The sequence below is a fragment of the Streptomyces sp. NPDC026538 genome, assembly GCF_055567535.1.
In genome coordinates this window covers 327,536-345,516 of the sequence record NZ_JBVHQG010000001.1, presented here as the reverse complement: position 1 = coordinate 345,516, position 17,981 = coordinate 327,536, and the positions used below count along the sequence as shown (strand labels likewise).

22 protein-coding genes are annotated in these 17,981 nt (G+C 72.4%); 16 read left to right on the top strand and 6 right to left on the bottom strand.

The genetic code is table 11. The features are described from left to right. The first annotated feature begins 40 nt into the window (after positions 1–40). Together ACZ4N4_RS01615 and ACZ4N4_RS01610 are read left to right on the top strand one after the other, a co-directional pair. Positions 41–865, top strand: a complete 825-nt coding sequence (locus ACZ4N4_RS01615) for an ABC transporter permease (RefSeq protein WP_467583243.1) — start codon at positions 41–43, stop codon at positions 863–865. Between the two features lie 34 nt (positions 866–899). After that, the gene (locus tag ACZ4N4_RS01610; protein ID WP_467583240.1) at positions 900–1,556 is read left to right on the top strand and encodes an AAA family ATPase; all 657 of its coding nucleotides are present in this window, start codon (positions 900–902) and stop codon (positions 1,554–1,556) included. Positions 1,557–2,151: 595 nt separating this feature from the next. Here ACZ4N4_RS01610 and ybaK read toward each other — a convergent pair. The 4 genes from ybaK to ACZ4N4_RS01590 form a co-directional block, all read right to left on the bottom strand. Beyond that, positions 2,152–2,652: a Cys-tRNA(Pro) deacylase gene (gene ybaK, locus ACZ4N4_RS01605; protein WP_467583237.1), complete on the bottom strand. Its 501-nt coding sequence runs from the start codon at positions 2,650–2,652 to the stop codon at positions 2,152–2,154. A gap of 16 nt (positions 2,653–2,668) precedes the next feature. Beyond that, a complete protein-coding gene (locus tag ACZ4N4_RS01600) occupies positions 2,669–3,409 on the bottom strand; it encodes an LON peptidase substrate-binding domain-containing protein (protein WP_453571298.1) in 741 nt (246 codons plus the stop codon). An 11-nt stretch (positions 3,410–3,420) separates the two neighbouring features. Then, positions 3,421–4,473 (bottom strand): hypothetical protein, encoded by a 1,053-nt coding sequence (locus tag ACZ4N4_RS01595; RefSeq protein WP_467583233.1) that lies wholly within the window; start codon positions 4,471–4,473, stop codon positions 3,421–3,423. Between the two features lie 211 nt (positions 4,474–4,684). Next, positions 4,685–6,256, bottom strand: coding sequence for an oxidoreductase (locus ACZ4N4_RS01590; protein ID WP_467583230.1), 1,572 nt, complete (start codon positions 6,254–6,256; stop codon positions 4,685–4,687). A gap of 200 nt (positions 6,257–6,456) precedes the next feature. Here ACZ4N4_RS01590 and hisD point away from each other — a divergent pair, with 200 nt between their 5' ends. Genes hisD through hisF form a run of 8 tightly spaced genes read left to right on the top strand, consistent with a single transcriptional unit; the run spans position 6,457 to position 12,157 of the window. Then, positions 6,457–7,782, top strand: a complete 1,326-nt coding sequence (gene hisD / locus ACZ4N4_RS01585; protein WP_467583227.1) for a histidinol dehydrogenase — start codon at positions 6,457–6,459, stop codon at positions 7,780–7,782. After that, on the top strand, positions 7,779–8,888 hold the full coding sequence (locus ACZ4N4_RS01580) for a histidinol-phosphate transaminase (protein ID WP_467583224.1): 1,110 nt from the start codon (positions 7,779–7,781) through the stop codon (positions 8,886–8,888). Before hisD ends, ACZ4N4_RS01580 begins: the two co-directional genes overlap by 4 nt. After that, positions 8,885–9,478 carry an imidazoleglycerol-phosphate dehydratase HisB gene (gene hisB / locus ACZ4N4_RS01575; RefSeq protein WP_028422551.1) on the top strand — a complete coding sequence of 198 codons (594 nt, stop codon included), beginning with the start codon at positions 8,885–8,887 and terminating at the stop codon, positions 9,476–9,478. Before ACZ4N4_RS01580 ends, hisB begins: the two co-directional genes overlap by 4 nt. Positions 9,479–9,482: 4 nt before the next feature. Continuing rightward, positions 9,483–9,647, top strand: coding sequence for a hypothetical protein (locus tag ACZ4N4_RS01570; RefSeq protein ID WP_351732562.1), 165 nt, complete (start codon positions 9,483–9,485; stop codon positions 9,645–9,647). After that, positions 9,638–10,288 carry an imidazole glycerol phosphate synthase subunit HisH gene (hisH, locus tag ACZ4N4_RS01565; protein ID WP_467583221.1) on the top strand — a complete coding sequence of 217 codons (651 nt, stop codon included), beginning with the start codon at positions 9,638–9,640 and terminating at the stop codon, positions 10,286–10,288. Before ACZ4N4_RS01570 ends, hisH begins: the two co-directional genes overlap by 10 nt. Further along, positions 10,285–11,010, top strand: coding sequence for a bifunctional 1-(5-phosphoribosyl)-5-((5-phosphoribosylamino)methylideneamino)imidazole-4-carboxamide isomerase/phosphoribosylanthranilate isomerase PriA (gene priA / locus ACZ4N4_RS01560; RefSeq protein ID WP_351732568.1), 726 nt, complete (start codon positions 10,285–10,287; stop codon positions 11,008–11,010). Before hisH ends, priA begins: the two co-directional genes overlap by 4 nt. Further along, positions 11,007–11,405, top strand: a complete 399-nt coding sequence (locus ACZ4N4_RS01555) for a RidA family protein (RefSeq protein ID WP_384481035.1) — start codon at positions 11,007–11,009, stop codon at positions 11,403–11,405. Before priA ends, ACZ4N4_RS01555 begins: the two co-directional genes overlap by 4 nt. Beyond that, positions 11,402–12,157, top strand: coding sequence for an imidazole glycerol phosphate synthase subunit HisF (hisF, locus tag ACZ4N4_RS01550; RefSeq protein ID WP_450762656.1), 756 nt, complete (start codon positions 11,402–11,404; stop codon positions 12,155–12,157). The genes ACZ4N4_RS01555 and hisF overlap by 4 nt, the downstream gene beginning before the upstream one ends. A 56-nt stretch (positions 12,158–12,213) precedes the next feature. On the opposite strand, the gene ACZ4N4_RS01545 is transcribed toward hisF, so the two are convergent. Then, positions 12,214–12,612, bottom strand: coding sequence for a VOC family protein (locus tag ACZ4N4_RS01545; protein WP_450762658.1), 399 nt, complete (start codon positions 12,610–12,612; stop codon positions 12,214–12,216). 10 nt (positions 12,613–12,622) lie between these two features. Continuing rightward, a complete protein-coding gene (locus tag ACZ4N4_RS01540; protein WP_467583214.1) occupies positions 12,623–13,258 on the bottom strand; it encodes a TIGR03085 family metal-binding protein in 636 nt (211 codons plus the stop codon). An 82-nt stretch (positions 13,259–13,340) separates the two neighbouring features. On the opposite strand from ACZ4N4_RS01540, the gene hisI reads away from it, so the two are divergent. The 6 genes from hisI to trpC all read left to right on the top strand — a co-directional run bounded on the left by hisI (position 13,341) and on the right by trpC (position 17,979). Next, positions 13,341–13,745, top strand: coding sequence for a phosphoribosyl-AMP cyclohydrolase (hisI, locus tag ACZ4N4_RS01535; RefSeq protein ID WP_453571272.1), 405 nt, complete (start codon positions 13,341–13,343; stop codon positions 13,743–13,745). An 11-nt stretch (positions 13,746–13,756) separates the two neighbouring features. Continuing rightward, positions 13,757–15,244 carry an anthranilate synthase component I gene (locus ACZ4N4_RS01530; protein WP_467583211.1) on the top strand — a complete coding sequence of 496 codons (1,488 nt, stop codon included), beginning with the start codon at positions 13,757–13,759 and terminating at the stop codon, positions 15,242–15,244. A 51-nt stretch (positions 15,245–15,295) separates the two neighbouring features. Further along, positions 15,296–15,940 carry a TIGR02234 family membrane protein gene (locus tag ACZ4N4_RS01525; RefSeq protein ID WP_453571266.1) on the top strand — a complete coding sequence of 215 codons (645 nt, stop codon included), beginning with the start codon at positions 15,296–15,298 and terminating at the stop codon, positions 15,938–15,940. A gap of 281 nt (positions 15,941–16,221) precedes the next feature. Continuing rightward, a complete protein-coding gene (locus tag ACZ4N4_RS01520) occupies positions 16,222–16,482 on the top strand; it encodes an HGxxPAAW family protein (RefSeq protein WP_453380148.1) in 261 nt (86 codons plus the stop codon). Positions 16,483–16,567: 85 nt separating this feature from the next. Beyond that, entirely contained in the window at positions 16,568–17,014 is a 447-nt protein-coding gene (locus ACZ4N4_RS01515) for a DUF2752 domain-containing protein (RefSeq protein ID WP_453571263.1), read from the top strand. Between the two features lie 155 nt (positions 17,015–17,169). Continuing rightward, positions 17,170–17,979, top strand: a complete 810-nt coding sequence (gene trpC / locus ACZ4N4_RS01510; protein ID WP_453571260.1) for an indole-3-glycerol phosphate synthase TrpC — start codon at positions 17,170–17,172, stop codon at positions 17,977–17,979. The last annotated feature ends 2 nt before the right edge of the window (positions 17,980–17,981 follow it).

Here is a 17,981-nt window from a genome sequence, read left to right as displayed (position 1 = left end):
TACGTGCCGTGGATGCCGTTGGGAAGAGGAGCTGCGCGACGTGAGTGTCGTACCCGCGGAGGTTCTGCCGGGCGGTGCCCTGGCCCTGGAGGAGACGGCGCCGCGCGCGGCGGCCGAGCTGGGCCCGCGTGCGCGTCTGTGGCCGTCCCTGGCGGCCGTCTACCGGGCGCAGCTGTCCCGTGCCCGAGTGGCGCGGATCCCGCTGCTGTTCGTCGCGACCTTCCAGTCCGTCGGCATCATGATCATGATGCGCGGGGTGGTGGACAGCCGGGCCGAGGCCCAGTCCGTGGTGGCGGGGTCGTCGGTGGTCGTCGTCGCCTATGTGGCACTGAACCTGCTCGCGCAGTACTTCGGGCAGCTGCGGGCGAGCGGTGGCCTCGACCACTACGCCACGCTGCCGGTGCCGCCGGCCTCCGTGGTGCTCGGGGCGGCCGCGGCGTACGCCTCCTTCACCGTGCCGGGGACGCTGGTGACGGCCGTCTTCGGGTGTGTGCTGTTCGGGCTGCCGCTGGGCAACCTGTGGATTCTGCTGGCCGTGATCCCGCTGGCGGGGGCCGCCCTGTCCGGGCTCGGCGCCGCCTGCGGGCTGCTTGCGCCCCGGCCCGAACTTGCCACGCTGCTGGGGCAGTTGGGCATGTCGGCGGCCCTGCTGCTCGGCGTGCTGCCGCCGGACCGGATGCCGGGGATCATCCAGTTCGCACGTGACCTGCTGCCTTCGACGTACGGCGTGGAGGCCTACGCCCGGACCTTCGGGGCGCGGCCCGACTGGACCGTCGTCCTTGCCGACCTGGGCGTGTGTGCCGGGGTGGGGGTCGTCTCGCTGGCCGTCGCCACCTGGGCGTATCGCCGAGCCGCCGTCCGGTGACGCGCCGCACAGGGCGACCTGGCACGATGTCAGGGTGACCGCACCGTTGACGCCGCCTCCGCCGCCGCACGACCAGTCCTCGCACCAGGCCTGGCAGGCGCCGCCGCCTGCCGGGACGGTCGAAGCATCGTACGGACAGGACGGTCCCGGGATGAAGACCGAGCTGCGTCAGGCCACGGTGATCGTTCTCGCGCTCGCGGTGAGCGGGGTGCTGCTCGGGCTGCTGTGGCTGTGGCTGGCGCCGCACGTCCCGCTGGTGGGGGACCACTCCAGCAAGGGCTGGGTGGTCTACCTCGAGGACACCGAGGGGGAGCAGGCGGTGGGGGTGGACGGGACGTTCACGCTGCTGGCGCTGGCGTTCGGGGCGGTGAGCGCGGCGGTGGTGTTCCTGTGGCAGCGGCGTGGGGGCGTGCCGCTGGTGGTGGCGCTGGGGGTCGGGGGAGTGCTCGGGTCGCTGCTGGCGTGGCGGCTGGGGGTGTGGCTGGGGCCGCAGCAGGACGTGATCGCGCACGCGAAGGCGGTGGGCAAGGGGGTCACGTTCTCGGCGCCGCTGAAGCTGGGGGCGAAGGGGGCGTTGCTGGCGTGGTCGCTGTCGGCGTTGGTGGTGCATCTGGGGCTGACCGCGTTGTTCGGCCCGCGGGATCCGGAGCCGCCCTATGGGGACGGACCGTACGCGGCTCCGCCGGCGTAGTTCTCCGCCCCCGCCGCCCTTACCCGTCCCATCCCAGGGGGCTGCGCCCCCTCAGGCCCCCGCCCTTGGTGGCTGCCGCCCCCAGACCCCCGCATCGGCCTGAACGGCCTCGTCCTCAATCGCCGGACGGGCTTGGGGGGGTGTCTGAGCGGCTTCGTGCTCGGAGGGCGGGCGGCCTGGGGGTGTCTGAGCGGCTTCGTCCTCGGAGGACGGGCGGGCTGGGGGGTGTCTGAACGGTCTCGTTCTCAGACGCCGGAGGGCTGGGGGGTGTCTGATCGGCTTCGTGCTCGGAGGACGGGCGGGTTGGGGGGTGTCTGATCGGTCTCGTCCTCAGAGGCCGGACGGACGGGCTGGGGGTGGGGGTGTGGGGCGGGTTTTGGCTTTTGGTGTTGGGGTGGTTGGAGGGGCAGGGGCGCGGGGAACTGCGCGATCCGGCCGTGGGAGGGTCGTGGTCGGCAGGCCGCCCGTGCTCTCGGCCTCTATGCCGGACGGCGACCGTGGTTCGCGTGGCCCTTCTTCGTGCGCCACTTTCGTTTCCGTGTCTTCTTTGACATGTCTCCCGTAATTAACCGAGAACGGGCGCTTCGTCGAGAGGTCACGCACGCCCGATGGGTGCCACGGTCGCGTCCGTCAGGTCGGCCAGGGACGTCGGGGACAGCTCGACCTCCAGGCCGCGGCGGCCCGCCGAGACGCAGATCGTGGGGTGGGAGGACGCCGACGCGTCCAGGACCGTGGGGAGCTTCTTGCGCTGGCCCAGCGGGGAGATGCCGCCGCGGACGTAGCCCGTCGTGCGCTCGGCCAGGGCCGGGTCCGCCATCGCCGCGCGTTTGCCGCCGACCGCCGTCGCCAGGGCCTTCAGATCCAGGCTGCCGGCCACCGGCACCACCGCGACCGTGAGTGCGCCGTCGACGTCCGCGACCAGGGTCTTGAAGACCCGGTCGGGGGACACACCCATCGCCTCCGCCGCCTCCTCGCCGTAGGACGGGTGGGAGGGGTCGTGGTCGTAGGAGTGGACGGAGAAGTCCACGCCCGCCGCGGTCAGGGCCACCGTCGCCGGGGTGCCGCCGGGCTGCTGCTTCTTCGACTTCTTCGGCATGTCAGGAAACCCCGGCTCAGTTCAGGCTCGTCGGCGACCGCGTCAGCTCCGCCGCGGGCAGTGACGGCAGGTTACGGATGATCGCCGTCTCGGAGCGAAGCAGTTTCAGCTCGTCGCGGAGCCGGGACGCGGTGTCGGGCGCCTGGAGCAGCCGCTGCTTGGTGGGGATGTCGTGCATCATCGCCGCGGCGACCAGGTAGGAGACCACGGACGGTTCGTCGGGGAGCTCGACACCCGCCGACAGCGAGCGCTCCCGCGCCCCCGCCAGCCGCTTCTGGTACTGCCGGAAGGCCCGCAGCACCCCCTCCGCCAGCGCGCCCGCCTCGTCGCCCTGTTCCTCGGGCAGCTCCTCCAGCTCCGCCGTCAGGAACGGCCCCGACGCGTCGACGGAGAGCAGCCGCACCCGGCTGGTCCCGGTCGCCAGCACCTCGAACGTGCCGTTCGCCCGCTCCCGGATCGTCGCCGCGTCCGCCACACAGCCCACCCGGTGGAAGGACTTGAGGGGGTCGGGCCCGAAGCCGGCCGCCGGCCCCCGGTCGGGCCGGGCCGTCGGATCCGGCATGCCCGGCGCGCTCGGTGCCACCTCGTGGCCGTCGCGGATCGCCACGACGGCGAACCGGCGCGGTTCCTCCTCGGGGGTCTTCAGGAGATCGCGCATCATGGCGCGATAGCGCTCCTCGAAGACGTTCAGCGGCAGCACGAGCCCCGGGAACAGCACCGAGTTCAGCGGGAAGAGGGGAAGACGGACGGTGGTCACGGCGCCACAGCCTAATGGTCATCGGCGGGAACATGTCCGCCGTGCTCGGCCCGTGGGCGCCCCGCGCTCCGCTGCGAGGGGGCCGGGCGGGCCTCGGGGAGCGGTTCCGTACCGGCCAGCAGGTGTGCGCGCAGCCGTACGAAATGGCCCAGCGGGTCGTCGGACAGGCGGTCCCAGGGGAACGACGTGACGTACGGGCCGATCAGGTGCAGCTGGGTGCGGGCGGCCTCCCAGCGCTCCAGCCGGACCAGGAGGTACATCAGCTTGTTGCGGACCTCGGCCGGCCATGGGTCGGCCGCCGGGAACCGGCCGGAGAGGGCGATCGCCCGGTCGGCCGCCGCGTCCAGGCGGGCGCGCGGCACCGCCGGACCGCAGCCGTCGGCGAGGTAGGCGAACGCGGCCCGGGCCGGGAGGGCCTGGACGAGGGAGTCGGCCGGGGCGTCCTGGGCGGCCAGGTCGGCGAAGTCGAAGCACTCGCCGTGCGAGCCGTGCCAGTACGTGCCCAGATAGCGCAGGGCCGCCGCATGGCAGCCGTAGTGGTGCGGGGCGCGGCGGACCGCCGCCTCCCACAGCTCCTCGAAGTACTTGTGACCGGCGTCGGAGCCGCGGGCGTGGTCCAGCGCCACCCGCCAGGGCACCGGGTCGCGGTCGTCGCCGCGTGCGGCAGCCGTGATCAGGGGACTCACCGCGCGTAGCAACTCGGTCCGGGCCGGGGAGGGCCAGGCCTGGTCCACCGCCAGCTGGGCCCGGAGCAGGAGCAGGTCCGGGTCGTGCGGAGCGGCCGCGGACCAGTCGCCCAGCCACTCGGCCCGGGAGCGGGCGAAGAGGGCGAGCCGGTGCACGTACCGGTCCCGGGCCTCCCACTCGGCCGCGGCCCGGGTTCCGGCCAGCAGCCGCGCGGCGGGCCGGTACTCGCCACGGCCTGCCGCGACCAGCACGGGGGCGAGTCGCTCGTCGGGCGCGTCGAGGAAGACCTCGTCGTCGGCCGGCAGCGGGCCGAGGGCGGGGCGTGGAGTGGTCCTTGCCGTCCGTGTGGGACGGAACAGCGCACGCAGCGAAGCCATGGTGTCGCCATTGAAAGTCCGCAGGTCGAGCGCGCGCCAGACCACCAGGCCAACTCCGAGAAAGTTGTACGATTCGAGGTCAAGGAAGGTAAAAGGTGACTGTTGCTCACCTGTTGGGTACCTGCCAGGCACGCCCGGCCGTGCCTAGCGTGCCCTACCGCCCCCCACCGTGCCTACCGCGCCCGACCGGGCCCATCGGAGTCCACCGCGCCTAACCGCGCCTCAGTAGCCGGGTGGCCCCCGCCGCCACCGTCGTCGCCAGGATCCAGCCCAGCAGGATCATCGCGGCGGCCGCCCACTGCCAGCCCCCGCTGAGGCGCCACTGGCCGACCTGGCCCAGGTCGATCACCGGCAGCAGCAGATCGAGGACGAACAGCGCCGGGTCCCAGACCGGATGCCCGCCGGTGGTCATCGGCGGATGCGGGGCATGCGCGAAGGCGAGCGTGCCCGCCGCCCACAGCACCGCCATCCACACCGCCGCCCGGCCCGGCCGGTACCCGTAGGCCACCGTGAGGTCCTGCGCGTACCCCCAGAACTTGGCGGCGACCGGCAGCGTCTCGCGGCGCCGGCGCTGCTTGGCGAGCTGCACCTCGCGCGCGTCCTCGTCCTCGCCGGCGGCCCGCAGCACGGTCGCGAGCCGCTCGTACGGCTCCGGGTTGTACTCGGCGGTCGCCGCCGCCACCCAGCCGAGCCGCCGGGTCAGCGGGAACGGGCCCTGCGGAACCAGGTTCTCGTAGGCGAAGCCGCCCATGTGCAGCCGCCCGGGGCCCGGCCAGCTGGTCGCCCGGTCCACCAGGTTCACGGTCCGGGCGCCCGACAGCACCACCCGGCCACGCTGCGGCTCCTCCCCGAGGAACCGCAGCTCCGGCGCCTGCACCCGGCGCAGCGACAGTTCCTGGTCGTCCGTGAAGGTGAAGCGCGCCCGCTCCAGGTCGACGGCGTCCCCGAACCGCCCGTCGTCCAGCCGGAACCCGCCCTGGCACTCGAACCGCTGGATCCGGGTCCCGCGCGCCGGGGTCGTGCCGCTCTGCCAGGGGCCGCCCACCCCGGCCGGGGTCAGGTACAGGGTGCGGCCGACGGTCAGCTGGGGCGCGTTCAGCGCGAACCGCCCGTGCGGATTGCGCAGCCGGGCCCCGCGCAGGCTCAGCGAGACGCCCACCTTGGCGCTGCGCAGGCTCAGCTCCCCGTACGACTCCAGGAGCTCCGCCTGCAGATCCTGCCCGACCGTCATGCCGTCCGCCGCGATCGACCGTCCGCTGCGGTCCCGGTACACCACGGCCTGGTTCAGCAGCAGGTCGGTGCCGATGTGCGCGTCGGTCAGCCGGACCCCGCCCAGGAAGCGGCAGCGCGGCAGATGCAGGTCACCCTCCGTGCGGACCCGGGCCGCCTCGAGGCGTGGCACCGCGCAGTCCACGAACCGGACGGTGGTGAAGTGCGCCTCCGGCAGCAGGACCTCGTCGTCGAACCGGCAGCCGCGCAGCTCCACGTACGGGGCGACCGTGCCACCCGCCAGGTCCAAGGCGCCGGTGATCCGCAGGCCGGCCAGCTTCAGCGCGGGCACCCGGCCCGCGAGCGCCGGCGGCCCGTCGAGCAGCAGCCAGCAGACGATGCGCGCCCGCACGGTCCGCTCGGGCCCCCAGGGGTGGCCGCCGTGCGGATCGTCCACCTGCGCGTCGCCGCTGCTCAGGTCGTACACGCTGCCGTTGCGGAAGGCCTGCCACATGCCGGCCTCGGCCGCGGTCAGATCGTCCGGCAGTTCCCCTTCCCGGACCCCCTCGGTCACGGCTGTTCCTTCTTCCTCAGCTACTCGTCAGTCAGGTGTTCGCCCAGCGGTGATGCCCGCTCCGTCACCCCTCGAACACAACACGTGAAGGTGATCTTCCGGGTTCCGGCCAGGCTATGTACCGGCCGTTGGCTCACGTTCTGTATCAGCCATTGATACGCGCGAACGGGCCCGGAGTGCCGTCTGAGAGAATTGAGCCTGTGATCTCTCGTATCGATCTGCGCGGCGACGCCCTCCCCGAGGGACTCGCCCTGCGCGACCTGCTGCCCCGAGCCGACTTCGACGTCTCGGCCGCCCTGGAGAAGGTGCGTCCGATCTGCGAGGCCGTGCATCATCGGGGCGACGCGGCGCTGATCGACTTCGCCGAGAGGTTCGACGGGGTCGCCCTGAAGCAGGTGCGGGTGCCCGCCGAGGCCCTGACCAGGGCGCTGGAGGAGCTGGACCCGGCCGTGCGCGCGGCCCTGGAGGAGTCCATCCGGCGCGCCCGACTGGTCCACCGCGAGCAGCGCCGTACGAGCCACACCACCCAGGTCGTCCCCGGCGGCTCGGTCACCGAGAAGTGGGTGCCGGTCGAACGGGTCGGGCTCTACGCGCCCGGCGGCCGGTCCGTCTACCCCTCGTCCGTGGTCATGAACGTCGTGCCCGCGCAGGAGGCCGGCGTCGAGTCCATCGCGCTCGCCTCGCCGCCGCAGGCGGAGTTCGGCGGCCTGCCGCACCCGACCATCCTCGCGGCCTGCGCCCTGCTCGGCGTCGACGAGGTCTACGCGGCCGGCGGTGCCTCCGCCGTCGCGATGTTCGCGTACGGCACCGAGTCCTGCCCGCCCGTCACCATGGTCACCGGCCCCGGCAACATCTGGGTCGCCGCCGCCAAGCGCTACTTCACCGGCCGGATCGGCATCGACGCCGAGGCCGGCCCCACCGAGATCGCGGTCCTCGCGGATGCCACCGCCGACCCGGTGCACGTCGCCGCCGACCTCATCAGCCAGGCCGAGCACGACCCGCTGGCCGCCGCCGTCCTGGTCACCGACTCCGTCGAGCTCGCGGACGCGGTGGCGAAGGAGCTGGAACCGCAGGTCGCGGCCACCAAGCACGTCGACGACCGGATCGTCCCGGCGCTCAAGGGCCGGCAGTCCGCGATCGTCCTGGTCGACGGCGTCGAGGAGGGCCTGCGGGTCGTCGACGCGTACGGCGCCGAACACCTGGAGATCCAGACCGCGGACGCCACGGCGGTGGCCGGCCGGGTCCGCAACGCGGGCGCGATCTTCGTCGGGCCCTGGGCGCCGGTCTCCCTCGGCGACTACGCGGCCGGGTCCAACCACGTGCTGCCCACCGGCGGCTGCGCCTGCCACTCCTCCGGGCTGTCCGTGCAGTCCTTCCTGCGCGGCATCCACATCGTCGACTACACCGAGGACGCGCTGGCCGAGGTCGCGCACCACGTGGTCACGCTGGCGGAGGCGGAGGACCTGCCGGCACACGGCGCGGCGATCAAGGCGAGGTTCGGGTGGAAGGTACCGGCGACCAAGTGAACTTCGGAATCGACGATCTCCCCGTACGGGACGAGCTGCGCGGCAAGTCCCCCTACGGCGCGCCCCAGCTGGACGTCGCCGTACGGCTGAACACCAACGAGAACCCCTACCCGCTGCCCGAGCCGCTGGTCGAGCGGATCGCCGAGCGGGTCCGCGAGGCCGCCCGGAACCTGAACCGCTACCCCGACCGGGACGCGGTCCAGCTCCGCACCGAGCTGGCCAGGTACCTGACCGAGACCGGCAACCACCCGCTCGCCCTCGAGAACGTCTGGGCGGCCAACGGCTCCAACGAGGTCATCCAGCAGCTGCTGCAGACCTTCGGCGGACCGGGCCGTACCGCGCTCGGCTTCGAGCCGTCGTACTCGATGCACTCGCTGATCGCGCGCGGCACCGGCACGGCCTGGATCCCCGGCCCGCGCGAGGACGACTTCACCCTCGACCTCGAGGCCGCCACCCGGGCGATCGCCGAGCACCGGCCCCACGTCGTGTTCATCACGACCCCCAACAACCCCACGGGCAACGCGGTGCCCGCCGAGACGGTCCTCGCGCTGTACGACGCGGCCCAGGCCGCCCGGCCGTCCATGGTGATCGTCGACGAGGCGTACGTCGAGTTCAGCCACGGCGTCTCGCTGCTGCCGCTGCTCGAAGGTCGGCCGAATCTCGTCGTCTCCCGGACCATGTCGAAGGCCTTCGGCGCGGCCGGTCTGCGCCTCGGCTACCTCGCCGCGCACCCCGCGGTGGTGGACGCCGTACAGCTCGTCCGGCTGCCGTACCACCTGTCGGCGATCACCCAGGCGACCGCGCTGGCCGCCCTCGAGCACACCGACACCCTGCTGAAGTACGTCGAGCAGCTGAAGGCCGAGCGGGACCGGCTGGTCACCGAGATGCGTGCGCTCGGCCTGGAAGTCACCGAGTCCGACGCGAACTTCGTGCAGTTCGGGCGGTTCGAGGACCCCCACCGTGTCTGGCAGGGGATCCTCGACCGCGGGGTCCTGGTCCGCGACAACGGCGTGCCCGGCTTCCTGCGGGTGTCCGCCGGAACCCCCGAAGAGAACGACGCGTTTCTCGACGCGGTACGTGAAGTCAAGAAGGAGCTGGACGCATGACCCGCGTAGGGCGCGTGGAGCGCACCACCAAGGAGACCTCGGTCCTCGTCGAGATCGACCTCGACGGCACCGGGAAGACCGACATCGCCACCGGTGTCGGCTTCTACGACCACATGCTCGACCAGCTCGGCCGGCACGGCCTGTTCGACCTCACCGTGAAGACCGACGGCGATCTGCACATCGACTCGCACCACACCATCGAGGACACGGCCCTCGCCCTCGGCGCCGCCTTCAAGCAGGCGCTCGGCGACAAGGTCGGCATCTACCGGTTCGGCAACTGCACGGTCCCGCTGGACGAGTCCCTCGCCCAGGTCACGGTGGACCTGTCCGGCCGCCCGTACCTCGTGCACACGGAGCCGGAGAACATGGCTCCGATGATCGGCGAGTACGACACCACCATGACCCGGCACATCCTGGAGTCCTTCGTGGCACAGGCCCAGGTCGCCCTCCATGTGCACGTGCCCTATGGGCGCAACGCACACCACATCGTGGAATGCCAGTTCAAGGCGCTCGCCAGGGCGCTGCGCTATGCCTCCGAGCGCGACCCGCGCGCGGCCGGCATCCTCCCGTCGACGAAGGGCGCGCTGTAAAGCCATGACCGGGCTGTCCACCATACTGATCGTCGTCGGCCTCTTCCTGGTCGGCGGAATCATCTCCTTCGTCAAGCAGAAGATGCCCACCAGCCTGATCGTGCTGCTCTCGATCGGCGCCGCGATGTGCCTGGTGGCGGGTGTCGTGAGGCTGGAGGTGTGGAATTGAGCGGATCCGCGAAGAAGGTCGTCGTCTTCGACTACGGCTTCGGGAACGTCCGCTCCGCCGAGCGGGCGCTCGCCCGCGCCGGGGCCGACGTCGAGATAACCCGTGACTTCGACACCGCGATGAACGCCGACGGCCTGCTGGTGCCGGGTGTCGGCGCCTTCGCCGCCTGCATGGAGGGCCTGCGTGCGGCCCGCGGGGACTGGATCATCGACCGGCGGCTGTCCGGCGGCCGGCCGGTGATGGGCATCTGCGTCGGCATGCAGATCCTGTTCGCGCGCGGCATCGAGCACGGCGTGGAGACCGAGGGCCTCGACGAGTGGCCCGGCTCGGTCGAGCCGCTGCAGGCCGAGATCGTGCCCCACATGGGCTGGAACACCGTGGACGTGCCGGCCGGCTCCGAGCTGTTCGCGGGCCTGGACGCCGACGCCCGCTTCTACTTCGTGCACTCCTACGCCGTCCAGGACTGGTCGCTGGAGACGCACAACGCCGCGCTGCGCGCCCCGCTCGTGACCTGGTCGACGCACGGCAAGCCGTTCGTGGCCGCCGTGGAGAACGGCGCCCTGTGGGCCACCCAGTTCCACCCCGAGAAGTCCGGCGACGCCGGCGCCCAGCTCCTCACCAACTGGATCGGAACACTGTGAGCAAGCTCGAACTCCTCCCCGCCGTCGACGTCCGCGACGGCCAGGCCGTCCGCCTCGTGCACGGCGAGTCGGGAACCGAGACCTCCTACGGCTCCCCCCTGGAGGCCGCCCTCGCCTGGCAGCGGTCGGGCGCCGAGTGGCTGCACCTGGTCGACCTGGACGCCGCCTTCGGCACCGGCGACAACCGCGAGCTGATCGCCGAGGTCGCCGGGGCGATGGACATCAAGGTGGAGCTGTCCGGCGGGATCCGGGACGACGCCTCGCTGGCGGCCGCCCTGGCCACCGGCTGCCGCCGGGTGAACCTCGGCACGGCCGCCCTGGAGAGCCCGGAGTGGGTCGCCAAGGTCATCGCCGAGCACGGCGACCAGATCGCGGTGGGCCTGGACGTCAAGGGCACGACCCTGCGCGGCCGCGGCTGGACCCGCGACGGCGGCGACCTCTACGAGACGCTGGCCCGTCTCGACCAGGAGGGCTGCGCGCGGTACGTCGTCACCGACATCGCCAAGGACGGCACCCTTCAGGGCCCGAACCTGGAGCTCCTGAAGAACGTCTGCGCGGCGACCGACCGGCCGGTCGTGGCCTCCGGCGGCGTGTCGTCGCTGGACGACCTCCGCGCGCTGGCCGAGCTGGTACCCCTCGGTGTCGAGGGCGCCATCGTCGGAAAGGCCCTCTACGCCAAGGCGTTCACCTTGGAAGAAGCACTGGAGGCAGTGTCCCCGTGAGTGAGCTGCGACGTGTCACGACGGGCGCGCCCTGGGAGGACGCCTTCGGGTACTCCCGCGCGGTGGAACTGCCCAACGGCCTGGTACTGGTCTCCGGCTGCACCTCCATAGTGGACGGCGAGATCGCCGGGGGCGGCCCCTACGAGCAGACGGTCAACTCCTTCAACGTCGCGTTCGCGGCGCTGGGGCAGCTGGGCCTCGGCCGTGACGATGTGGTGCGGACACGTATGTACGTCACCCATGCCCGAGACGTGGACGACGTCGGACGCGCCCACAAGGAGCTGTTCGACTCCGTCCGGCCCGCCGCATCCATGATCATCGTCTCCGGCTTCGTGGACCCCAGCCTGGTCGTCGAGGTCGAGGTGGAGGCATACCGAGGGGAGGCCACAGCATGACCCTGGCGGTCCGAGTCATCCCCTGCCTGGACGTGGACAACGGCCGGGTCGTCAAGGGCGTCAACTTCCAGAACCTGCGGGACGCGGGCGACCCGGTCGAGATGGCCAAGGTGTACGACACGGAGGGCGCCGACGAGCTGACCTTCCTGGACATCACCGCGTCATCCGGCGACCGGGAGACCACCTACGACGTGGTGCGCCGCACCGCCGAGCAGGTCTTCATCCCGCTGACCGTCGGCGGCGGGGTGCGCACGGCCGAGGACGTCGACAAGCTGCTGCGGGCCGGCGCCGACAAGGTGGGCGTCAACACGGCGGCGATCGCGCGCCCGGAGCTGATCCGGGAGATCGCGGAACGTTTCGGCCGGCAGGTCCTGGTCCTGTCGGTGGACGCCCGCCGCACCCCCGAAGGCACCTTCGAGGTCACCACCCACGGCGGCCGCCGCGGCACCGGCATCGACGCGGTCGAGTGGGCGCACCGGGCCGCCGAGCTGGGCGCGGGGGAGATCCTGCTCAACTCGATGGACGCGGACGGCACCAAGGACGGCTACGACCTGGAGATGATCACGGCCGTCCGCAAGCACGTCACCGTCCCGGTCATCGCCTCCGGGGGCGCCGGCAGGCTGGCCGACTTCGCCCCCGCCGTCGCAGCGGGCGCGGACGCCGTCCTCGCGGCCTCGGTGTTCCACTTCGGCGACCTGCGCATCGGCGAGGTCAAGCAGGCCCTGCGCGGAGCCGGCCACCCCGTCCGCTGACACCACGCCGGGCCCCGGCCCGGCCGCGGCGGGCCGAGCTGCCCCGCCGAGGTACCTCAGCCCTTCGGCTGGGTGAGCTGGATCAGGTTGCCGACCGTGTCGTCCAGGACGGCCGCGATCACCGGGCCCTGTTCCTGCGGCTCATGGGTGAAGCGGACGTCCAGGGCGCGCAGCCGGTCGTACTCCGCGCGGATGTCGTCGACCGAGAAGACGATGGCCGGCAGGCCCGCCTCGTAGACGGCCTTGCGGTACGGCTCCGCGATGGTGCCCTGGCCGGGCTCCAGGAGCAGCTGGAGGTCCGGCTGGGCGCCGCCGGGCGCGCCGACCGTGATGAACAGGGTGCCTCCGCCGAGGTCCAGCCGGGTGCGGGTCTCGAAGCCGAGGACATCGGTGTAGAAGGCGTGCGCCTTGACCACGTCGTCGACGAAGACGTTGGTCATCGCGACCTTGATCATCGCGGGCTCCTCAGATGCCCAGCTGCTTGGACTCGTGCAGCTTGGCGATCGCGTTCTCGTCGCCGTCCACCGCGACCTTCGCCGCGTTCTGCCGGCCGAAGGCGAACATCAGCAGCTCGGAAGGCTCGCCGGTCACCGTCACCACCGGGGCGCCGCGATGGGCGACGGCCGTCTGGCCGTCCGGACGGCGCAGCACCAGGCCCGTCGGCACACCCCTGCCCAGCAGCCGTGCGGTGCGCTCCAGACGGGACCACAGGGCGTCCTGGAAGACGGGGTCCAGCTCACGCGGCGCCCAGTCCGGCTGGGCGCGGCGGACGTCCTCCGTGTGGACATAGAACTCCACCGTGTTGGCCGCCTCGTCGATCTGCTTGAGCTGGAACGGCGAGAACCGCGGCGGGCCGGTACGGATCAGCTGGATCAGCTCCTCGTACGGCTTCGCGGCGAACTCGGCCATCACCTTCTCCAGGCGGGGCGCGAGCTGCTTGATCAGCGCGCCCCCGGCCGCGTCCGGCCGGCGCTCGCGCACCACCGCGTGCGCGGCCAGATCACGGGTCAGCCAGCCCTCGCAGAGGGTCGGTGCCTCGGGACCGGCGGTCTCCAAGAGGTCGGCGAGCAGAAGCCGTTCACGCTTGGCGAAGGTCGACATGCTGCCAGCCTACGGCCCCACGCACGGTCCGGACAGTGGACACGGTCCGTGACTGCCGGTGCCGCGCGGCACAATGGCACCCATGACCAGTACGACCGGTACGCCCCCGCCCAGCGGCCTCGCCCCGGAGATCGCCGCCCGCCTCAAGCGCAGCGCCGACGGCCTCGTGCCCGCCATCGCCCAGCAGTACGACACGGGCGAGGTACTGATGCTCGGCTGGATGGACGACGAGGCGCTGCACCGCACCCTCACCACCGGCCGCTGCACCTACTGGTCGCGCAGCCGCCAGGAGTACTGGGTCAAGGGCGACACCTCCGGTCACTTCCAGTGGGTCAGGTCCGTCGCCCTCGACTGCGACGCCGACACCCTGCTGGTCAAGGTCGACCAGGTGGGCGCCGCCTGCCACACCGGCGACCGCACCTGCTTCGACGCCGACGTGCTCCTCAAGGAGGGCGCCGATTCCGGCGTCCCGGCCTCCGATCAGTAAGGTCTGCCGCCATGGAACTGGAGACCTTCCGCAAGCTGGCGACCGACCGGCGTGTCATCCCGGTCACCCGCAAGCTCCTCGCCGACGGCGACACCCCGGTCGCGCTCTACCGCAAGCTCGCCGCCGAGCGCCCCGGCACCTTCCTGCTGGAGTCCGCCGAGAACGGCCGCACGGCCTTCCAATGGTCTCGCTACTCGTTCGTGGGCGTCCGCTCCGCGGCCACTCTCACCGCCCGTGACGGCCAGGCCCACTGGCTCGGCGTCCCGCCGGTCGGCGTGCCCGTCGACGGGGACCCGCTGGCCGCCCTGCGCGCCACCATCGAGGCCCTGCACACCCCGCACACGGAGGACCTGCCCCCGTTCACCGGCGGCATGGTCGGCTATCTGGGCTACGACATCGTGCGCCGCCTGGAGAAGATCGGCCCGGGGGAGCGGGACGACCTCGGGCTGCCCGAGCTGACCATGCTCCTCACCAGCGACCTCGCGGTGATGGACCACTGGGAGGGCTCGGTCCTGCTGATCGCCAACGCGATCAACCACAACGACCTCGACACCGGCGTCGACGAGGCCTACGCGGACGCGATCGCCCGCCTGGACGCCATGGAGGCCGACCTCTCCCGCCCGGTCGCCCAGCCCCCGGCCGCCCTGCCCCCCTCCGAGCTCCCCGAGTACACCGCCCTGTGGGGCGGCCCCGACTTCCAGGCCGCGGTCGAGGACATCAAGGAGCGCATCCGCGCGGGCGAGGCCTTCCAGGTCGTCCCCTCGCAGCGCTTCGAGACCCCGTGCACGGCGAGCGCGCTGGACGTCTACCGCGTCCTGAGGGCGACCAACCCCTCGCCGTACATGTACCTCTTCCGCTTCGAGGGCTTCGACGTCGTCGGATCGTCCCCCGAGGCCCTGGTCAAGGTCGAGGACGGGCGGGCCATGGTCCACCCCATCGCCGGCACCCGGCCGCGCGGGGCCACCCCGCGTGAGGACCAGGACCTCGCCGACGAGCTGATGGCCGACCCCAAGGAGCGCGCCGAGCACCTGATGCTCGTCGACCTCGGACGCAACGACCTGGGGCGGGTCTGCGAACCGGGCTCCGTCGAGGTCGTCGACTTCATGTCCGTCGAGCGGTACTCGCACGTCATGCACATCGTCTCGACGGTCACCGGAAAGGTCTCCGAGGGCCGCACCGCCTTCGACGTCCTCACCGCCTGCTTCCCGGCCGGCACCCTCTCCGGCGCCCCCAAGCCCCGGGCGATGCAGATCATCGACGAACTGGAGCCGTCCAGAAGGGGGTTGTACGGCGGCTGCGTCGGCTACCTCGACTTCGCAGGCGACTCCGACACCGCGATCGCCATCCGTACCGCCCTGCTGCGGGACGGCACGGCGTACGTCCAGGCGGGCGCGGGCATCGTCGCCGACTCCAACCCGGTCGCGGAGGACCAGGAGTGCCGCAACAAGGCGGCGGCGGTGCTGCGCGCGGTGCACACGGCCAACAGACTGGGGCAGTAGGGCGCTTCTCACCCAACCCCGGGTGACCGTTCGCCCGGGGTTCAAGCGATAGTGGAGTACGTGACTGCCGTTCCTCACCCCCGTTCCGAAGCCGCCGCGCACAGCGGGTCCGGCCGCCGCAGCCTCGCCGTCGCGCTGTTGTTCGGTGCGCTCGGCGCGGCCGTGGCCCTGCTGTCCAGCCGGCAGCGCTGGGCGGAGGGCACCGCGACGGTGGCTGGTGGCGCCTTCCCGCTGACCGTCAAGGGCAGCGACGTCACGGGCGTTCCCGCGGCCCTCGCCATAGTGGGCCTCGCCGCGCTCGTCGCCGTCTTCGCCGTCCGCAGGGCCGGCCGCTTCCTGGTCTCCGGGCTCCTCGCGCTCTCCGGCGCCGGTATCGTCGTCGCCGCCCTGGCGGGCGCCTCCGACGGCTCCGCGCTGGACGAGAAGGCCGCCCAGGCCAGCGGCGACACCTCCGCCGCGGTCGACGCCCTCAGCCACACCGGCTGGCCGTACGTCGCCGCGGCCGGCGGCGCGCTCATCCTGATCGCCGGACTGCTCGCGCTGCGCTACGGCCGTCTCTGGCCCGCCATGTCCGGCCGCTACGAGCGCGGCACGGGCGCGGAGCGGCCGCGCCGCGCGCCGAAGCCGGTCGACCCGGACCGGCCCGAGGACATCTGGAAGGCCCTGGACCGGGGCGAGGACCCTACGGGAGCCTGAGCGCTTCGCCGGGGGCGCCGTGAGGGGCTGTCGGTCGTCCGCGGCGCAGTTGTGGCCGGTCGCGCCCACGCGGCGGAGCCGCACATCGAACACAGCCTCGCGCCCCCTTTCGGGGCGCTGAGCCTCGCGGGCCCAATACCGATGTGGCGAATCAGACGCCACCCCCGCTCACGGCGGGCCTGCGCGTACGTGACAATGGAAGTCGAGCGTCCGGAACGGACCCGTACGAGCGCGGCCACGGACGGCACGTACGACACGCACCAGCTAACGAGGAGCAAGTCATGGCGGGCAGCAGCCACGGTCACACCCCGGCCGCCTGGACGGGCGTCACCATCGCCTTCATCGGTTTCTGCGTCGCGGGCGCCTTCATGGTGATGGCCCAGCCGGTGGGCTTCTGGGCCGGCATGGTGATCGTGGTCCTCGGTGGCGTGGTCGGCATGATCATGCGTGCCATGGGCCTCGGCATGCCGAAGCAGACCGCCCTGGTGACGGCGCACAGCGCCCCGGCCGTCACCCGCGAGCCGGTCACCGCCGAGGGCTGATCGGCAGCGCCCGCAGCGCTTCCCGAGGGGCGTCCCGAGTCATCGGGCCGCCCCTCGCGCGCATGTGCCGACCGTACGGGGCACAATGCGAGGCGTGAACGCCGACACCTCCGGCGCGGCCGCCCCGGCGCCGCCCTCCCTGCGCGGACGGCTGGCCGTGCCCGCGGGGGTGCTGGCCGCCGTCGTCGGGGCCTTCGCCTACGTCGGCACGGTCGACCCCAACCAACCCGGCCACTACCCGGTCTGCCCCCTCTACCGGCTCACCGGCCTGTACTGCCCCGGCTGCGGCGGCCTGCGCAGCGCGCACGCGTTCATCCACGGCGACTTCCTGGCCGCGCTGCGGGACAACGCGGCGGGCGTGGCCGCCTATCTGGCCTTCGCCGTGGTGTGGACCGTCTGGGCGGTGCGCGCGGCACGCGGCCGGCCCGTCCGGATCGAGCTCAGGCCGGTCCCGATGTGGACCCTGGGCGCGTTGCTGCTGGCCTTCACCGTTGTCCGGAACCTGCCCTTCGTCGGCTGGTTGCATCCTTGATCAACTGGCAAACGTCCAGGTAGTGGGACCGGGCTTCGGCCGGATGCGAGGTCGGCGCCGTCCTGCGGATACCATCGATATGACCATGGGTTTTGACCCGCAAGGGTTTCGACCCGCTCGGAAGAACCGTCCGGAACCGGAAGGGGACCGCTCGCGTGAGTGTGCTCGACGAGATCATCGACGGAGTCCGTGCCGACCTCGCGGAGCGGCAGGCGCGCGTCAGCCTCGACGAGCTCAAGGAGCGCGCGGCGAAGGCGCCGGCCGCCAAGGACGGAGTGGCCGCGCTGCGCGGCGAGGGCGTCAAGGTGATCTGCGAGGTCAAGCGCTCCAGCCCGTCCAAGGGCGCGCTGGCCGCGATCGCCGACCCGGCCGGGCTCGCCGCGGACTACGAGGCGGGCGGCGCGGCCGTCATCTCGGTCCTGACCGAGCAGCGCCGCTTCGGCGGCTCGCTGGCCGACCTGGAGGCGGTCCGGGCCCGTGTGGACATCCCGGTCCTGCGCAAGGACTTCATCGTCACGTCGTACCAGCTGTGGGAGGCCCGCGCGTACGGCGCCGACCTCGCGCTGCTGATCGTCGCCGCCCTCGACCAGCCGGCTCTGGAGTCGCTGATCGAGCGCGCGGTCTCCATCGGCCTCACCCCGCTCGTCGAGGTGCACGACGAGGACGAGGTCGAGCGCGCGGTGGACGCGGGCGCCAAGGTGATCGGCGTCAACGCGCGCAACCTGAAGACCCTGGAGGTCGACCGCTCCACCTTCGAGCGGGTCGCCCCGGAGATCCCCGACACCGTGGTCAAGGTCGCCGAGTCCGGCGTCCGCGGCCCGCACGACCTGATCGCCTACGCCAACGCGGGCGCCGACGCGGTCCTGGTCGGCGAGTCCCTGGTGACCGGCCGTGACCCCAAGTCGGCGGTGGCCGACCTGGTGGCGGCGGGCGAACACCCGGCACTGCGCCACGGCCGCCCCTGATC

What these genes read in the sequence shown, in the direction of transcription:
- ACZ4N4_RS01595 (WP_467583233.1), bottom strand. Translation starts at nt 4,473, where the DNA reads ATGGCTTCGCTGCGTGCGCTGTTCCGTCCCACACGGACGGCAAGGACC.
- hisI (WP_453571272.1), top strand. Translation starts at nt 13,341, where the DNA reads ATGACCAGTACGACCGGTACGCCCCCGCCCAGCGGCCTCGCCCCGGAG.
- ACZ4N4_RS01540 (WP_467583214.1), bottom strand. Translation starts at nt 13,258, where the DNA reads ATGTCGACCTTCGCCAAGCGTGAACGGCTTCTGCTCGCCGACCTCTTG.
- ACZ4N4_RS01530 (WP_467583211.1), top strand. Translation starts at nt 13,757, where the DNA reads ATGGAACTGGAGACCTTCCGCAAGCTGGCGACCGACCGGCGTGTCATC.
- ACZ4N4_RS01515 (WP_453571263.1), top strand. Translation starts at nt 16,568, where the DNA reads ATGCGAGGCGTGAACGCCGACACCTCCGGCGCGGCCGCCCCGGCGCCG.
- ACZ4N4_RS01520 (WP_453380148.1), top strand. Translation starts at nt 16,222, where the DNA reads ATGGCGGGCAGCAGCCACGGTCACACCCCGGCCGCCTGGACGGGCGTC.
- ACZ4N4_RS01545 (WP_450762658.1), bottom strand. Translation starts at nt 12,612, where the DNA reads ATGATCAAGGTCGCGATGACCAACGTCTTCGTCGACGACGTGGTCAAG.
- hisF (WP_450762656.1), top strand. Translation starts at nt 11,402, where the DNA reads ATGACCCTGGCGGTCCGAGTCATCCCCTGCCTGGACGTGGACAACGGC.
- ACZ4N4_RS01570 (WP_351732562.1), top strand. Translation starts at nt 9,483, where the DNA reads ATGACCGGGCTGTCCACCATACTGATCGTCGTCGGCCTCTTCCTGGTC.
- ybaK (WP_467583237.1), bottom strand. Translation starts at nt 2,652, where the DNA reads ATGCCGAAGAAGTCGAAGAAGCAGCAGCCCGGCGGCACCCCGGCGACG.
- hisB (WP_028422551.1), top strand. Translation starts at nt 8,885, where the DNA reads ATGACCCGCGTAGGGCGCGTGGAGCGCACCACCAAGGAGACCTCGGTC.